Source organism: Neobacillus niacini, assembly GCF_019749295.1.
GTDB classification, from domain to species: domain Bacteria; phylum Bacillota; class Bacilli; order Bacillales; family Cytobacillaceae; genus Neobacillus; species Neobacillus niacini_D.
Genome location: NZ_JACWFG010000022.1, coordinates 1 through 16763, shown reverse-complemented (window position 1 = coordinate 16763; position 16763 = coordinate 1). Strand labels below are relative to the sequence as shown.

Sequence of the window (16763 nt, the reverse complement as noted above, 5' to 3'; positions counted from 1 at the left end):
AACAAGATTCTATTTGTGGATTTACACAAAACGTTCACAAATCCCTTGATATAAAAGGAAAAGTAACAGAGCCAACCTATAAAAAAATTGTATTTTGCCTTGTTGGAATTTTCAAATAGACGGTGAACACCTTTTAGGTGTCACCCTGGTGCCTGTCACCCTCCGTGGACACTGTCCACGGAGGGTGACAGGCACCACATTTGCACCAAGTTTATTTGAACTTTTCGAGTTTAAGGTCTAGGTAGAGGGTTATTTTTTGGTTTGGGTCTTTTAGATTGATTTCGCCGATTTCGGATATCCGTTTGAGCCGATAGTTTAGGGTGTTGGTGTGTACATTTAGAGCGCATGCGGCCTCATGAACATTGCTGTCTTTGTTTAAAAAAACTTCTAGTGTTTCGACGAGATCGGTGTTATTTTTTTTATCATATTCTTGAAGTCTTTTCAGAGAATAGTTTTCGTTCTGGTCTGTACCTGCCTTTTCTATCAATACATCAATATACTTATAGATTCCTAAGCTTTGATAGCCGTGGATATCTTTTGCTTCAATAGGGAATTTTCTCTTTATTGATAGTACAGTTCCTGCTTCTTTGTACGCCTTTTCCACTTTTACTAAATCGCAATAAACACTGCTATAGCCCTGAACGATTGATTCAATTCCAAATCGTTCCTTCATTTTTGCAACAAACAACTCACAGAATGCATTTAGTTTATTTACTGGCTGCTGGGTTCCATCAAGAGAAATAAACAAGATTAATTGTTGATGGTCAATGGTGTGCAGTAAAATCTTTGGCAGTTGAATCGTTTTTAACAGATAGGCTATATGCTTTTCATCGTCACGGCCTAATTCCTTAGTAAATTGAAAAACGGCAATACCAAATAGTGTCGGAGGCGAAATTTGCAACGCATGAAACTTATTAATAATTTCTTCATTGGAAGAAAGATGACTCGTTAACAACTGCCAGAAAAACTCTTGAAATTGCTCTTCTTTTTTATTTTTACGGTTCTGTAATTGGATTAGTTTATTTTTGGTCGCATCCGCAGCTCGCTTTAAACAGTCCATTTCTTCTTCGCCTAATGTTTTTTCAATCTCTAATGCCCAAATGAAGCCGAGCACTTCATCGTTTTTCCAAATGGAAACAGCGACTCTATTTCCGAGACCAATTTCATCCACCGTCTTAACCCGTATGGGATCACGGCTGTTTAACAAGGAAGGAATGACCCCTTCTTTCCATAAGGAATTGATGACTTTTTCCGGCACACGGCGGCCAATGATTGTGGCAATCCGTGCTGGATCGGTTCGGTCATCATGGGTACTGTAGGCTAGGAGGCGATGGTTCGCATCTTCAATGGTTATCGGACAATGTAAAACTTCACTTACCATATCAGCAAATTCTTCTAAACTTTCAAAGCTTGCGCGGAACGGATCATTTTTCATAAACTGCCACCTTTTTAATGAGATTGTGCACTATGTAACGTATTTGTTAATTAAAACAATATTTTTTTAATAGATTTGTATTTATTCTACAATATTAAACGTTCACAAATATGTTATATTAATTTCACAAAGTTTTAACTTTTAGATAATTAATAATCATTGTAAACGCTATCATTCACAAAATGAATAGGAGGATATTATTTAAATATAAACAGTAGTTTTATTTCGAATAATATTGTATCTTTTTTACTGAAAAAGGGAAATAGGAGATTTCAACTAAAATAGGGGGCAGACTATGCAAAAAAATGCAAATCAATTACAAAGAGGATTAGAGGAAAGACATATTACGCTGATGTCACTAGGAGCAGCGATTGGGGTAGGGTTGTTTCTAGGGTCAGCAACTGCTATAAAGCTTGCAGGACCTGGTATTATCCTGGGTTATGCATTTGCTGGTATGATTATGTTCTTTATTATGAGGGCACTTGGTGAGATGGCGATTCAAAAACCAGTAGCAGGTTCTTTTAGTCAATATGCCCGGGACTATTTAGGCGCATTGCCTGGCTTCTTAACAGGATGGAATTATTGGTTCTTATGGGTTGTAACGTGTATGGCTGAGATTACGGCTGCAGGAATCTACATGGAGTATTGGTTCCCTGAAGTACCTCGCTGGATTTGGGCTTTGGCAGCACTAGTCATCATGGCTTCGGTCAATTTCCTAAATGTAAAAGCTTATGGTGAGCTTGAATTTTGGTTTGCGTTAATTAAGATTGTTACGATTATATTCATGATAGTAAGTGGTCTTGGAATGATTGTGTTAGGGATTGGTAATGGCGGCATTGCAACTGGTATCAGCAATCTTTGGGAGAATGGAGGCATCCTTCCAAATGGGATTACGGGCGTGTTAATGTCGTTACAAATGGTCATGTTTGCTTTCTTGGGTATTGAGATGATTGGGATTACTGCCGGCGAAGTAAAGAATCCGGAAAAAACATTATCTAGAGCGATTGATACTGTTTTCTGGCGAATTCTTATTTTCTATGTGGGTGCATTGTTTGTCATCATGTCAATTTATCCATGGACGGAAATCGGTGCGCAAGGCAGTCCGTTCGTTTTGACCTTTGATAAGCTTGGCATTCCCGCGGCTGCAGGAATTATTAACTTTGTTGTTTTGACTGCTGCGCTATCTTCATGTAACGGCGGTATCTTTAGTACAGCACGTATGTTATTCAACTTAGCTGAAAATGATGAGGCACCAAAGGGATTAGGTAAATTAAACAAGAATGGTGTTCCTAGTAAAGCTGTGTTAGTAACAGCGGGAGCCCTGTTAGTGGGTGTTGTTCTTAACTATTTAGTGCCGGCAAAAGTATTTACATGGGTAACCGCAATCTCCACCTTTGGGGCGATATGGACTTGGTCGATGATCTTATTATCACAAATCAAGTATCGGAAAGGACTAACAGATACTCAATTGAGAGGCTTAAAATATAAGATGCCGTTATATCCCTTCACATCGTACTTCTCATTAGCATTCTTACTTCTAGTAGTAGGGCTAATGGCGTTCTTCCCAGATACTAGAATTGCTTTAATCGTTGGACCGCTTTGGCTCGGGATATTAACAGCTTTCTATTATGGAAAGGGCTATCATAAACGGGGTAAACAAGAACAGAATCAAGTTCAAAAAGTGGTATAACTGGTGCCTGTCACCACATTATATTTATTCTTATATATTAAAAAGCGTAAGTGGGCTTAAGGGTCCATTTACGCTTTTTTATTTATTGTTCGGCAATATTAGTTCAAACTGTTGATAGAGGCCAAAAAATGAAACCGTTTTAAAAGACTGTAAATTATCGGATATTTTTTTAATTTTTTCGGATAGTGGAAAAATTGAAAACCTTTACAATAAATATTGTAATCGTTTGATTTTATTAAAGGGGGAACCACTATGAAGAAGCTAGGCATATTAGTCTTAGGCTTGTTATTACTGTTTAGTTTAACCGCTTGCAGCGGGGGGAAAGAGAAAGCTTCGGGAGACGGCAAAATCACAGAACTTACTGTTTGGAATGACTGGACTGAAAATCGTCCGGAATACAAGGTTTATAAAGATATCATTGCTAAATTCAATGAAGAAAACAAAGATAGTATCCACGTTAAAATTGAAAGCATTCCACATGATCAATATGAAACAAAGCTGAGAACTCAAGCAGCAGGAAAGCAATTACCGGATATGTTCCGCGTATGGCCTGGTGCACGTATTGCGCCTCTAGTTGAAGGAAATGCGTTACTTCCTTTAAATGAAATCCTTGATACTTGGGAAGGGAAAATTCCAGAAGGTATCATGAAAGATTATGCAGTCGACGGCAAGCAGTACGCGATTCCAGCAAATATTAGTGAAACTAGCTTGATTTACTACCATAAAGATGCAGTGAAAAAAGCAGGATTTGAAGAATTTCCAAAAACATATGACGAGTTAAAAGATTTAATCAAGGCATTAAATGACGAAAAAGTAACCCCAATTGCATTAGGGAATAAAGCCATTTGGCCGCTGCAATCTGTTTATATTTCAACGATTGGCGATCGTTTTACAGGCAGTGAGTTCTTACCAAACACTTTAAGCGGAAAAAGCTCTTTTACAGATGAGAACTTTGTAAAAGCGTTATCAGTAGTTGAAGAACTAGCAAAGCTTAAGGCATTTAACGAAGACTTTAATACAATTGACGAAGCACAATCTAGAACATTATTTAATAGTGGAGAAGCTGCTATGCACTTCGCAGGTTCTTGGGCAATCGGACCAATCTTAGAAGGTGTAGATAATATCGATAATATCGGGGTTGCTCCATTCCCGAGCTTTAGCGGCGAAGGAGATACAGAAAAAATCTCGGGTGCAGCGGGCGGCGGTATCGCTCTTAATGCTGAATTATCTGGTAAGAAAAAGGAAGCAGCATTTAAATTCTTAGAGTACTTCTATGGTGATGAACTGTACCAAGGGTTAGCTAAGTCTAATATCGTTGTTCCAGTACAAGTAGAAATGGATGACAGCATTCCTGAAATTTACCAAACAGCTAACGGATTTGCACAAGGCGGTTTAGCACCCGTTTATGATGCGACGTTAACGCCGGAGTTAACAGATATGATTAACAATGGCTTACAATCTATCACGATTGGTGAAAAGACACCTAAGGAATTAGCTGAAGAAATGCAAAAGGAAAACGAACAAGGAAAGAAATAATCTTTTAAAATACAGGTTGCCTCTATTAAGGCAGCCTGTCATTTCATAGGGGAGATAAGTATGCAACTAACTGGGAAAAGTAAAGCCGCTCTTATTATCGGTTTACTGCCGGCATTTTTAATTTATACCGTTTTTGCGATCTATCCGATTATCCAATCGTTTTATTATTCCTTTATGGAATGGGATGGTTTTTCGGAAATGGAATTTATCGGTCTGCAAAACTTTGGGAATCTGTTTCAGGATGAATTATTTTGGAATTCAGTTGGTAATAACATTTTTGTTGTCATTGCCTCTGTATTTGGACAGATTCCGATCGCTTTATTTATAGCCCTTTTATTAAATCGAAAAATCAAGGGCTTAAAGATTTTTAGAACCATTGGTTTTCTTCCTGTTGTCTTATCAACGGTCGTGATCTCACTTACATGGAGCCTCATTTATAATACGAAGGATGGCATGATTAACGAAATTTTAAGGGCTGTTGGCTTAGACTTTTTGGCACAAAACTGGTTAGGTGATACAAAATGGTCGATGGTGGCTGTATGTATTACTGTAATCTGGCAGTTCGTTGGGCTCTATTTAATTATTTTTCTTGCAGCCTTGCAAAACATACCGGAAGAAGTAATGGAAGCAGCAAAGATGGATGGAGCCTCTGAATGGGTGACTACATGGAAAATAACCATCCCTATGATTTGGGATACGATTATCGTTGCGATTATATTGTGTATTTCCGGTAGTTTAAGAACCTTTGATTTAATTTATGTTATGACACATGGCGGACCGTCTCATTCTACCGACGTTATGGCGTTGTATATGTTCAATGAGACATTTTCGAACCTGAAATATGGTTACGGCAGTGCGATATCCGTATTTATTTTCTTCTTCAGTCTCATCTTGATTGGAATTGTAAAAAAAGTTCTTGGTCAAAAATTTATTTGATGGGGAGGTGCAGTAATGGAAACAACGATTAAGAAAACAACGCGTTCTGCATTGCCGCTGCATCGAAGCACAAGGAATATGAGTGTAAAAAACACCCTTATATATGCAGTCTTAATCATTTTTTCGGTGATTAATGTTTATCCTATTATTTGGATGATTATCAATTCCTTTAAGTCAGAAAAAGAATTTGCGGTGAATCAATTTGGTTTACCAAAGACTTTGGTTATTGATAATTATATAGAAGCGTGGGGTACCGCTAATTTAGGCGTTCTCTTTAAAAATAGTATTTTTATATGTTTACTAGCAACTATTCTCACTGTGTTAATCGGAGCGTTAGCTTCCTATTTTCTAGCAAGAATAGAGTTTAAGTTTAAGAATGCCTTGTATACCTTCTTTATTTTTGGGATGTTAATTCCGATTCATGCTACTCTTGTTCCAATGTTCATTTTATTGAAAAATTTAGGGTTGCTGAATAATCCTATTACCTTGTTATTTCCCTATATTGCCTTCCATCTGCCGATTACGATTTTTATCCTAACCAGTTTTATGAAGGCTTTTCCAAAGGATATTGAAGAATCAGCGATTATCGATGGTTGTGGAATCTTCCGGATATTCTGGTCCATTATTTTGCCGATGTCCCGTCCAGCGCTGGCTACCGTTATTATTTTGAACTTTATTTATAACTGGAATGAGTTCTCGTTTGCTCTCGTATTACTTAATGATCCTGCCCTTCAAACATTGCCGTTGGGTCTTGCAAGTTTTGCTGGTCAGTTTACCGTTAATTATGGGGCACAAATGGCAGGTTTAACGATGTCTATGATTCCTATTATCATTTTCTATTTATTCTTAGAAAAAGAAATTGTAAATGGTATGACAGCAGGAGCAGTAAAAGGATAAACTTAATGGTAATAAATTAAAAGGCTGATGTGCATGATCCAAAATTGGGGATTAAAAAACAAATTTGTAATCGTATTCTTACTCTTGATTACCTTACCAACCGTGATAATTGGCTGTATTATTTACTATCAAACTACTACTGTATTTAAGCAGCAGGCTGAAAAAAATGCGGTTGGTAAACTAGAAAAAAATGAAGATAATCTAACATCCATCATTCGCGGGATTGAGAATATGTCTTCTTATATGATTTATGAAAAAAACTTCCGAACATTTTTTACCGCTCCGGAGGAAGATCTTAATCAACCTGCCTATAAAGAGGCAGTTGCAGGAATTAATGGATATTTTACCTTTCAGCTTATGAGTCATAGCTATATTGACTCTATTTCTTTAGTCGCCAATGATGGACATGTGTTAGAAATAGGAAGCAGCATAATCGGGAATGAAGTCAGGCTGAACCAAGAATCTAGGAATCTTGAAGGCGCTCCTTTTTGGAGCAATACCTATCAAGTGATGGAGAATGGATCTGCAAAAAAGAATGTGGTTAGTTTAACAAGGGTGATTAATGATTTTAACCATATCAACACACCTATCGGAATGGTAAGAATTCGATTAGACGAATCTAAGCTATATAAGACGATTGAAAATAATACAATTGACCAAACTGGTGATTATTTTGTATTGAACAAAAAAGGAGAAGTTGTCCTGCACCAGGATCCTTCATTAGCCGGGAAGACATTTCCTGACAAGAATGTAACGCATTGGATTGTAAACAGTAAAAATAGCACATTGAAAATCAACGATGAACAAAGTGACTATTTACTTGTGAAGAAAGCAATTGCAGGAACAGATTGGGTTTCGATTGCGATGGTAAATGAGGGAGAAGTGGTTAAAAGTTTATATAATGTCCGCGGTTTGTTTGTTTTTATGATTCTCCTTTTATTAGCGTTTGGGGCGTTAGCATTTGTTGGATTTTATCAGTCTTTTATCAAACGGATTGTGGAATTGACGAAACAAACGAAGCAACTGGGAAAAGGCGATTTCAGTGCTAAGGTTCGGATCTCATCACAGGACGAGATTGGAAAATTAGGACTCCGGTTTAACCAAATGGTCACTACGATTCAAAAATATATTAATCGAGAATATAAGTTAAAGATTAAGCAGCGTGAATCGGAATTGAAGGCTCTGCAAAGCCAAATTGATCCACACTTTTTATACAATACGCTGGACATGATTCGCTGGACAGCACGTTTAGAAAAAGCGATGGAAACGGGTCAGCTAATTGAACGTTTATCTAAAATATTTCGTATGAACTTAAACATGGGAAAGATGTGGGTAAAGGTAGAGGAAGAAATCCATTATATTCAAAACTATCTAGAGTTACAAAAGAACCGAATGGGAAATCGATTGAATTACAGTATTTTTTATGACGATCAAATAAAAGATATCTATATCATTAAGCAGATTTTACAGCCATTAGTAGAGAATAGTATCCTCCATGGTTTTAAAAATTTGCCTAGACAGGGCGTTATCCAAATTCGGTGCTATAACGTTGATGAAGAAATTTGGATGGATGTAATCGACAATGGCTGGGGATTTAAGAAAGAGAAACAAGCTGAAGATGATGATCGGAAGGGCGGCTATGCCATTTTTAATCTCATCGATCGATTAGAGCTTGCCTTTGGAGAAGAGGCAAAATTGGAGTTGTTAGATTCCGAAATGGGAACATGGATCCGCTTAAAGCTTCCTATATCAAAAAAAGATAATAGTAGTTTACTATCAAATGAAACAGGTGAGTAGTATGCCCTTTAAAATGCTAATCGTTGATGATGAACCCATTATTTGTCGTGGTTTGCAACAGACAATTCCGTGGGATGAATATATGGTGGAAGTTGTGGACGTAGCGTACGACGGAGCAGAGGCTATTCAGAAGATTCAGGAACATGGTGATATAGATTTAGTAGTAACCGATGTCAGAATGCCGAATGTCGATGGATTGCAATTGGCGGCATTCCTTGCAGAGAAGTATCCTGATATTCGGACGATTATCATAAGTGGGTATGACGATTTTAAGTATGCACAACAGGCGCTTCAATTAGGTGTAAAGAATTACTTATTGAAGCCGGTGGAAATCGATGAGCTTTTACGTGTCATCACAAAAATTATGAGTGACTTAGAAGAGGAACGAGTAGCTGCTCAGCAAATTTATCAGATGAATATAAAAAATGCTATTTTCCATCAAGTTTTAGATTCACCCGATACGATACCAAATAACTCGAGTTTATTTGCTAATGTGCGTATTTATCCCTTTGTGACGATGTTAAAAGAATATAAAAATAAGATAAAAGATTTATCAGAGGAAGAACTCCAAAGCTTGACGATAGATTGGGAAAACCTTGTGAGGAATTCTTTGAAGTGCAAGGGCTTTACAAGTGTATCGGTGTTTACGAGTAAAAATGTCATGTTAACTTGTGTAACAACTAATCTGGATGATTTTTCTTCTGAAAACATGGTTTTTGAAGAGTTAATTGGTGTCTTTAATGATACTGCCATCACCATAGGTCAGTTGAAGGAGGTTTATAAGAGATTATCTGAAGACACACGCTATCTTCCTTATAGTAAACAAGGGGTTGTTGTCAGTCCTGTAAATGAATCATCCATTTATCATCCTAAGGGCAGCGACTGGTTAATTGAAAGGGCTGAACAATACATTCAATCCTATTATACGTCATCTATTAAGGCACAAGAGGTAGCGGACGTCATTAATATTTCCCCTAATTATTTCAGCTCATTATTTAAACAAAAAACGGGCAGGAGCTTTAATGAATATATTAATACTTTGCGTGTTGATGCAGCAAAACAGCTTCTAGAAGAAACTCCTTTTAACGTGAGTGAAATTGCTGAAAAAGTAGGTTATCGAGAGTATAAGTACTTTGTTGATGTGTTTAAAAAGTTTACAGGCTATACACCAACAAAGTACAGAAATATAACATCAAATAATATCAATCAATCATAAGAGATTCTTATAGAACCGGAGGTAAAGAGGATGCAAAAGACAATGAATGTACCGAAGGACTTTTTCCTTGGAGCAGCTGTGTCTGCTTGGCAGACGGAAGGATGGTCAGGAAAAAAAGAGACACAGGATTCCTTTCTCGACATGTGGTATAAGGAAAATAAAAATGTTTGGCATAATGGATATGGTCCTGCTGTCGCGACTGATTTTAAGAATAGATATAAAGAAGACATTGGCTATATGAAACAAATCGGGCTGCAAAACTTTAGGACTTCGATTAACTGGTCTCGTTTTTTACTAGATTATGAAAATGCCGTGGTAGATGAAGACTATGCTAGTTATATAGATGATATGCTCAATGAGTTAATTAAGAATGGTGTAGAACCAATGATTTGTCTTGAACATTACGAGCTTCCTGCTTCATTATTTAAGAAATATGGCGGCTGGGGATCCAAGCATGTCGTTGACCTATTTGTTAAATATGCGGAAAAAGTGTTTGAACGTTATGGTGACCGTGTTAAGCATTGGTTTACTTTTAATGAGCCCATTGTTATTCAAACGCGTGTCTATTTAGATGCGATTCGTTATCCATTCGAACAAAATACTCAGAAGTGGATGCAATGGAATTATAATAAAAGCTTAGCCACTGCCAAGGTTATTCGTTTATTCAAAGAAATGGATTTAAAAAATAAATATGGTGCAAAGATTGGTAACATCATCAATCCTGAAGTAGCATATGCTCGTTCCTCTGCTGATCATGATCAAAAAGCGGCGCGAATCTTTGATCTATTTTACAACAGAATTTTCCTGGATCCTTCGATTAAAGGGGAATTCCCTGAAGAATTGATAGAATTAATGAACAAACATCATATTGCTTTTGAAGCAACAGCAGAAGAACTACAAATCATTAAAGAGAACACTGTCGATTATGTGGGGTTGAATATCTATTTCCCCTACCGTGTAAAGGCACGTTCAACGGCCTGGAATGAAGAGACGCCTTTCCATCCTGCTTATTATTATGAAAGCTTTGATTTACCAGGCAGAAAAATGAATCCACATCGCGGCTGGGAAATCTATCCTCAGGTGATGTATGATATCGCGATGCGAATGAAAGAAGAGTACGGAAATATCGAATGGTTTATAGCAGAAAATGGGATGGGTGTTGAAAATGAACACCGATTTAAAAATGAAGAAGGCATGATTCAAGATGATTACCGGATTGAATTCATTAGTGAGCATTTAAAGTGGTTATTAAAGGGTGTTGAAGATGGCTCCAATTGTACAGGTTATATGCTTTGGGCTTTTAGTGATAATGTTTCTCCAATGAATGCCTTTAAGAATCGATATGGATTGGTTGAGATTAATCTTGAGGAAAATCGAAACCGTGCGCTAAAGAAATCTGCTTATTGGCTAAAACAAGTCATCGAAACCAAACAATTCGATGCACAGGATGACAATATTTATAAATAAAACTTATGCGACCTAGGGGCGTTTCAAGATGAGTAAGTATTTAGCTTTCGATATTGGAGGTACATTTATTAAGTACGGATTAGTTACTGATAGTGCTGAAATTCTAGAGAACAATAAAGTAAAAACACCTAAAACCTTAGACGAACTGCTATCGATTATTACGAATTTTACAGAAAAGTATTCCGATGTTAACGGGATTGCAATCAGTGCACCTGGAGCTGTTTCGGATGAAGGTGTGATTTATGGTTCCAGTGCCATCCGTTATTTACATGGCCCTAATATCAAAAATTTAGTTAAAGAGCATACTTCACTGCCGGTTTACTTAGAAAATGACGCGAATTGTGCGGGATATGCTGAGATTTGGAATGGCGCAGCTAAGGGCAAAAAGGATGTGCTTGTAATGGTGATTGGAACCGGAATTGGCGGATCGGTATTTAAAGATGGCCAGTTGCATAAAGGGAACCATCTCCATGGCGGCGAATTCGGTTATATGCTGCTAACTAGTGATGTCCAAGATAGTAATGATGTATGGAGCAGGGTGGCGTCATCCGCTGCACTAGTAAGGGAAGTGGCGAAAAGAAAACAAATCGATGTGGAATCTATTTCAGGTGAACAGATTTTTCAGCTGGCAGATTCAGGAGATATGGTTTGTATCCAAGCTATTGATCGATTCTATCATTTATTAGCCGTAGGGATATATAATTTGCAGTATATTTATGATCCTGAAGTAATCGTTATCGGTGGTGGAATCAGTGCAAGGGACGACCTGATTGGTGGGATCAATGAGAAGCTGGATAACATTTTAGCAAGGGTGGATCTAGCTAAAATTAAACCGGAAATCGTACCATGTAACTATCGCCAAAATGCCAACTTATTGGGAGCAGTGTACGGTGCTATGCTCAATGAATCAAGGTAGATTCTAAGATAAAAACCGCTTGGATTTTAGACTTCCAAGCGGTTTTTTTATTGTTTTTTTACGGGTAATATGTAATAGGATACAGAATTTTCTGGTATAATTTTGTTTTAAGAGTATACTTTTGCACACAGTAAGGAGAGGGAACTTTGGAAGGTTTTTTTGGATTGGCTTTAAATATCATCCTTACCATTTATTTAGTCATTGATTCTAAAAAACATGGTAAGAACCCCGTTTTATGGGGAATTCTAGGCTTCGTTTTTGGTGCGATTGCATTAGGAATTTATTTAATTAGGACAGATAGAAAGCTAATTGGCTGGATTGTTACCATACTTAGTATTATAGGATATGTAGCGCTAATCCTGCTCGTTGGATTGGCAATATTATTTACAGTCGCAGGATTTTCATAAGAAAAAGGAAGGGAATTTCCCTTCCTTTTTTCTATCTGGCGGCGACAATCGATTTTCGTTTATACAACCATGATCCCAGCACAAAGGACAGCACACCCCATATGACCAGTACTCCAATCCCAAACCATAGTGTACTTGAGAACAGACCTGTTTCATACACCATACTATCTCGCAAGCCTTCAGCAAAATAGGTGAGAGGCAGGAGATTAGAGATTGGCTGGAGCCAATCCGGCATGGTTTCAATTGGAAAGAAGACGCCGCTTAAAAACATCATAACGAAGCTGACGATATTGGCAACTCCCATATAGGCATTTTGTGTCGTGCTGAAGGAAGAGAAGAGGTAACCTAAAGCATTAAAGGAAAGCGCTCCAATGAAAAAAACAATGATTAGGCTTGGAAAACTGATAAAGAGATTAGCCCCAAAGATAAAAACCCCAATCAATGATAATAGCAGAATTTGAATAACACTGAATAACAGCCTCATGACCATATCACTTAGGCCGAAGATGCCCATTTTTGCAGGTGTCATCCTCAGTCTTTTAATTAAACCTTTACGGCGCATTTCTACCAAATCCACCATCCCAAACATCCCGCCCTGGGCAATTGACAAAGCGATCATCCCAGTTAAAAGGAAGTCTGTGTAATTTAATTCATTATTTCCAGATGTAAGTGATTCAAATTGGATATCAAAGGTAGGTGCTGCCCCAACAGCTGAAAGGTTTGCCTGCTGAACCATTTTATCAAGAATGGCAGATAACGCTTGAGTGGTGACCCCTCGTTCATCCTCCTTGTTTACTACAAGCACAAACGAGGTATCTTCTGCTGATTCAGGCAGGACAATCGCCGCATCTACTTCCTGGTCCTTCACCCATCGCTCAGCGGTGTCTCGACTAACCGGCTCACCTGTTTTTACATCGAGGATAGGAAGTTGAGTGATTTGTGTTAACAGCATTTCAGAGGTTGGATTTGGGTTATCCGCTACAATCGCTATTTCTGATTCAAATTCGTTATCGGAACTTCCGCTGAAAATCACCATAAAGATAACCATTAAAATTACCGGAAAAAAGATGCCCCAAAACCATGCTTGTTTTTCACGAAGGGTCAATTTTAATTGAGCCGAGAACATTTTTTTGAACTGGTTAAAATTGTTCAAGTTAATCCCTCCATTCCTTGCCTGTAAAAGCAATAAAGACATCTTCTAGACTCATTTCACGGATAGAGACCTGTTCCACCTGGAATTCCTTTTCCTTTGTGAATTTAAACAGTTCTAAAAGTGTATCCTCAGGCTTAATCGTCCAAAGCTTTAACACCGCACCTTCACGTTCTGTACGAGCGACAGAGTTAAGATTGTCCGCGAAAATAGCACCCTCTTCAGCCGCCTTTTCTCCATCTAAGAAGGATAAGCGGACTTCTCTTTCTTTCGTCAGTTTTTCAATGAGGGCTGAAGGTGTATCGATGGTTACGATATTACCTTGGTCCACAATACATACTCGATCGCTCAGTTTTTCTGCTTCTTCCATATAATGTGTGGTCAGAATCGTTGTTTTACCTAACTTCTTTAGCTCGAGGATAATATCCCATATATGTCGGCGTGCCTGTGGATCAAGGCCGGTTGTTGGTTCGTCAAGGAAGATGATGTCCGGATCACTAATCATCGCCAGTCCAATCGCAAGCCGCTGCCGCTGACCGCCTGATAGTTTTTTTACTTGGTTTTTACGGTGTTCAGTCAGGTTAATCAGTTCAAGAATCTCTGCAGTTGGCCTGGCCTTTTCGTAAAAAGTAGCAAAAAGATCTAAGTTTTCTTCTGGGGTTAATAAATCAAACATGGCACTAGATTGGGGCTGAACACCAATCTTCATCTTAATGGCAACGGCATGATGGCCCCAGTTCATCTCTCCAAAATGGATTTCGCCGTGGTCAGGAGTTACCAAACCCTCAATCATTTCAAGTGTGGTCGTTTTTCCTGCACCATTTGGCCCAATGATGGTAAACACTTCTCCTGCCTCTACTGAGAAGCTAATGTCCTGAACAGCCCGAATGGATCCGAATGACTTTTGTAGGTTCTTCACTTCTAAAACGTTCATTTCCTCTCCTGCCTTTCCTTGCACCTTAGGACGAATGCCCTGTTCTTCTATATGTTCTTTTTAAGGAAATCATTCGAACTTTATGCAAAGTCCCTGCAGTTCCTAGCCGTTCAAACTTCCGTCATATCTTTTCAAACAAACTGTGAACTTAACACTATACCCATGTTAATAACTGTTGAAATCCAATATAGTATGAGTATAAAGAACAACCAAATATTGAAAGGCGGAATGACTTATGTTTAACAACTTTTTAAGAGAAAATAAAATTTCAGCAGCTATTTTAACTATCATTCGTTTATACCTTGGCTACGCTTGGTTTACAGCTGGTTTTCATAAAATTACAGGCGGCTTCGACGCTTCTGGATTCTTAAAAGGAGCGATTGCAAAACCGGTAACAGGTCCAGACGGAAATATGGTATACAGCTGGTATGTAAACTTCCTAGAAAGCTTTGCACTGCCAAACATCGACGTGTTCAACTTCATCGTTCCTTGGGGCGAAACATTAATTGGTTTAGGACTTATGCTTGGATGTTTAACAACAGCAGCAATGTTCTTTGGATTAGTAATGAACTTCTCATTCTTCTTAGCAGGAACAGTATCTCATAACCCAACAGATATTTTCTTAGGCTTCATCATCTTAACAGCAGGCTTCAACGCTGGTAAATATGGTTTAGACTACTGGGTAGTACCATTCATCAACAAAACAGTTAGAAAAAACAAAGCAAAAGCTACAGCATAAAGTAAGCAGCAAAAAGTAGATTCGGTTCAGCGAATCGTCTTTTTGTTCTACCAGTCTTGAGGACAAAACACACGGAGCCGCCTATGAGATTAGTCCTCAATCCAGGGTCTTGAGGACAAATCGTACGAACATGGAGGTTAGTCTAAAAAGTGGACACGTAAAAATGAGATTTAGTTTATAATACAATCATCATTTAAAAGGACGTGTTCCATTATGGGAAATCGTTTTGATCAGGAGTACAAAGAGTATGTTTCAAAATTGGTTGTTGAGGAAGGCCGAAAAGCATCGGAAGTTGCCCGAGAATTAGAAATTTCACCTAAGACGATAAGTCGATGGGTTTCAGCTTATAGGACGAAGAATAATGCTGGAAAGACTAATGAGAGTTATATTACACCTTCTGAGCTTGAGAAATTAAAAAAACAACATGAAAAAGAATTGGCAGATGCAAGAGAGGAAATTGAAATCCTAAAAAAGGCCATGCACATCTTCACCAAAAACCAAGCGTAGTTTTTACCTTTATTAGAGCCCATTCAGATGAACACGCTATCGTGAAGATGTGCCAGGTATTGAAGGTTTCACCGAGTGGCTATTATAAATGGCTTAAGCTGCAGTCTAGTCCACCATCCGAAAAGGCAATATATCGGGCAGAAATTCAACAGAAAATTAGCAAGTCATTTCATGAGAGTTATGGAACTTACGGAAGCCCCAGAGTACATGACGACTTAATTGATTGGGGCTATACGATTTCACTAAAAACAGTAGCTCGAATGATGAAAGAAATGGGTTTAAAAGCTACATTACCAGAAAAGTTTGTGGTCACAACTGATTCAAATCATGATTTTAACATTTATCCTAATAGACTCAATCGTCAATTTAGTGTGGAAGAACCTAATCAAGTTTGGGTTGCAGATATTACCTATATTTGGACGCTTGAGGGATGGGTTTATTTGGCATCGGTAATGGATCTATTTTCAAGAAAGATTGTCGGCTATAGTTTAGGCGACCATATGAAGAAAGAGTTAGCTATACAAGCATTGAATATGGCTATTATTCAAAGACAGCCTGGCAAGGAATTACTTCACCATTCAGACCGTGGGTCTCAGTATAGTTCTCATGAATATATTGATATTTTGAAAAAGAAAGAAATGGACATCAGTATGAGTAAAAAAGGTGATCCTTATGATAATGCTTGTATTGAATCGTTTCATGCCACCCTTAAAAAGGATTTGATTTATAGAAGGCGATTTAAAACAAGGGTAGAGGCGATTAAGGCAGTAAGTTATTATATTAGCAGTATTTATAATGAAAGACGAAAACATTCAACATTAGGAAATATCTCGCCTAATCAATATGAGAGAAATAATGCATTAAATACAGTTGAAATAGTCTCATAAGTTAGACTTTTGGTATTAGAAATGGTCAGTCAAGTTTTCGACTGCCCATTTCTAATACCGTACCAAACGAAGTGCGGTAGTGATTTTGGGTTTATAAGGTCTCAAATTTTATTGTCCACTTTCTTGACAGAAGACCAAACATCCAATAAGATTAGTCCTCAATCCAGGGTCTTGAGGACAAATCGTACGAGCATCCAATAAGATTAGTCCTCAATCCAGGGTCTTGAGGACAAATCGTACGAGCATCCA

At 38.0% G+C, this 16763-nt stretch carries 15 protein-coding genes; 12 read left to right on the top strand and 3 right to left on the bottom strand.

All coding sequences use genetic code 11. The annotated features are described in order from the left end of the window. Positions 1-211 precede the first annotated feature (211 nt). Entirely contained in the window at positions 212-1435 is a 1224-nt protein-coding gene (locus H0184_RS23765) for a PucR family transcriptional regulator (protein ID WP_221829158.1), read from the bottom strand. Between the two features lie 295 nt (positions 1436-1730). On the opposite strand from H0184_RS23765, the gene H0184_RS23760 reads away from it, so the two are divergent. From H0184_RS23760 to H0184_RS23720, 9 genes are all read left to right on the top strand, one after another. Beyond that, positions 1731-3125 (top strand): amino acid permease, encoded by a 1395-nt coding sequence (locus tag H0184_RS23760; protein ID WP_221829156.1) that lies wholly within the window; start codon positions 1731-1733, stop codon positions 3123-3125. Positions 3126-3377: 252 nt separating this feature from the next. Continuing rightward, entirely contained in the window at positions 3378-4661 is a 1284-nt protein-coding gene (locus tag H0184_RS23755; RefSeq protein WP_221829154.1) for an extracellular solute-binding protein, read from the top strand. Positions 4662-4721: 60 nt separating this feature from the next. Further along, positions 4722-5597 (top strand): carbohydrate ABC transporter permease, encoded by an 876-nt coding sequence (locus H0184_RS23750; RefSeq protein ID WP_221829152.1) that lies wholly within the window; start codon positions 4722-4724, stop codon positions 5595-5597. Between the two features lie 78 nt (positions 5598-5675). Continuing rightward, the gene (locus H0184_RS23745; protein WP_373459933.1) at positions 5676-6494 is read left to right on the top strand and encodes a carbohydrate ABC transporter permease; all 819 of its coding nucleotides are present in this window, start codon (positions 5676-5678) and stop codon (positions 6492-6494) included. Between the two features lie 33 nt (positions 6495-6527). Beyond that, positions 6528-8291, top strand: a complete 1764-nt coding sequence (locus H0184_RS23740) for a sensor histidine kinase (protein ID WP_221829149.1) — start codon at positions 6528-6530, stop codon at positions 8289-8291. A 1-nt stretch (position 8292) separates the two neighbouring features. Further along, positions 8293-9507 (top strand): response regulator transcription factor, encoded by a 1215-nt coding sequence (locus H0184_RS23735; RefSeq protein ID WP_221829147.1) that lies wholly within the window; start codon positions 8293-8295, stop codon positions 9505-9507. Between the two features lie 30 nt (positions 9508-9537). Then, entirely contained in the window at positions 9538-10974 is a 1437-nt protein-coding gene (locus H0184_RS23730) for a glycoside hydrolase family 1 protein (RefSeq protein ID WP_221829145.1), read from the top strand. Between the two features lie 28 nt (positions 10975-11002). Beyond that, entirely contained in the window at positions 11003-11890 is an 888-nt protein-coding gene (locus H0184_RS23725; protein ID WP_221829142.1) for an ROK family protein, read from the top strand. A 146-nt stretch (positions 11891-12036) separates the two neighbouring features. Then, entirely contained in the window at positions 12037-12297 is a 261-nt protein-coding gene (locus tag H0184_RS23720; protein ID WP_221829140.1) for a hypothetical protein, read from the top strand. Between the two features lie 31 nt (positions 12298-12328). On the opposite strand, the gene H0184_RS23715 is transcribed toward H0184_RS23720, so the two are convergent. Both H0184_RS23715 and H0184_RS23710 read right to left on the bottom strand, forming a co-directional pair. After that, on the bottom strand, positions 12329-13450 hold the full coding sequence (locus H0184_RS23715) for an ABC transporter permease (protein ID WP_260631765.1): 1122 nt from the start codon (positions 13448-13450) through the stop codon (positions 12329-12331). Position 13451: 1 nt separating this feature from the next. After that, positions 13452-14381 carry an ABC transporter ATP-binding protein gene (locus tag H0184_RS23710; protein ID WP_221829138.1) on the bottom strand — a complete coding sequence of 310 codons (930 nt, stop codon included), beginning with the start codon at positions 14379-14381 and terminating at the stop codon, positions 13452-13454. 235 nt (positions 14382-14616) lie between these two features. Between H0184_RS23710 and H0184_RS23705 the strand changes: the two genes are divergently transcribed. From H0184_RS23705 to H0184_RS23695, 3 genes are all read left to right on the top strand, one after another. Continuing rightward, complete coding sequence (locus H0184_RS23705; protein ID WP_221829136.1) at positions 14617-15120, top strand: DoxX family protein; 504 nt, start codon at positions 14617-14619, stop codon at positions 15118-15120. A 213-nt stretch (positions 15121-15333) separates the two neighbouring features. Then, entirely contained in the window at positions 15334-15627 is a 294-nt protein-coding gene (locus tag H0184_RS23700; RefSeq protein ID WP_221829134.1) for a transposase, read from the top strand. Between the two features lie 11 nt (positions 15628-15638). Continuing rightward, positions 15639-16514, top strand: a complete 876-nt coding sequence (locus H0184_RS23695; protein ID WP_313771824.1) for an IS3 family transposase — start codon at positions 15639-15641, stop codon at positions 16512-16514. Positions 16515-16763 lie beyond the last annotated feature (249 nt).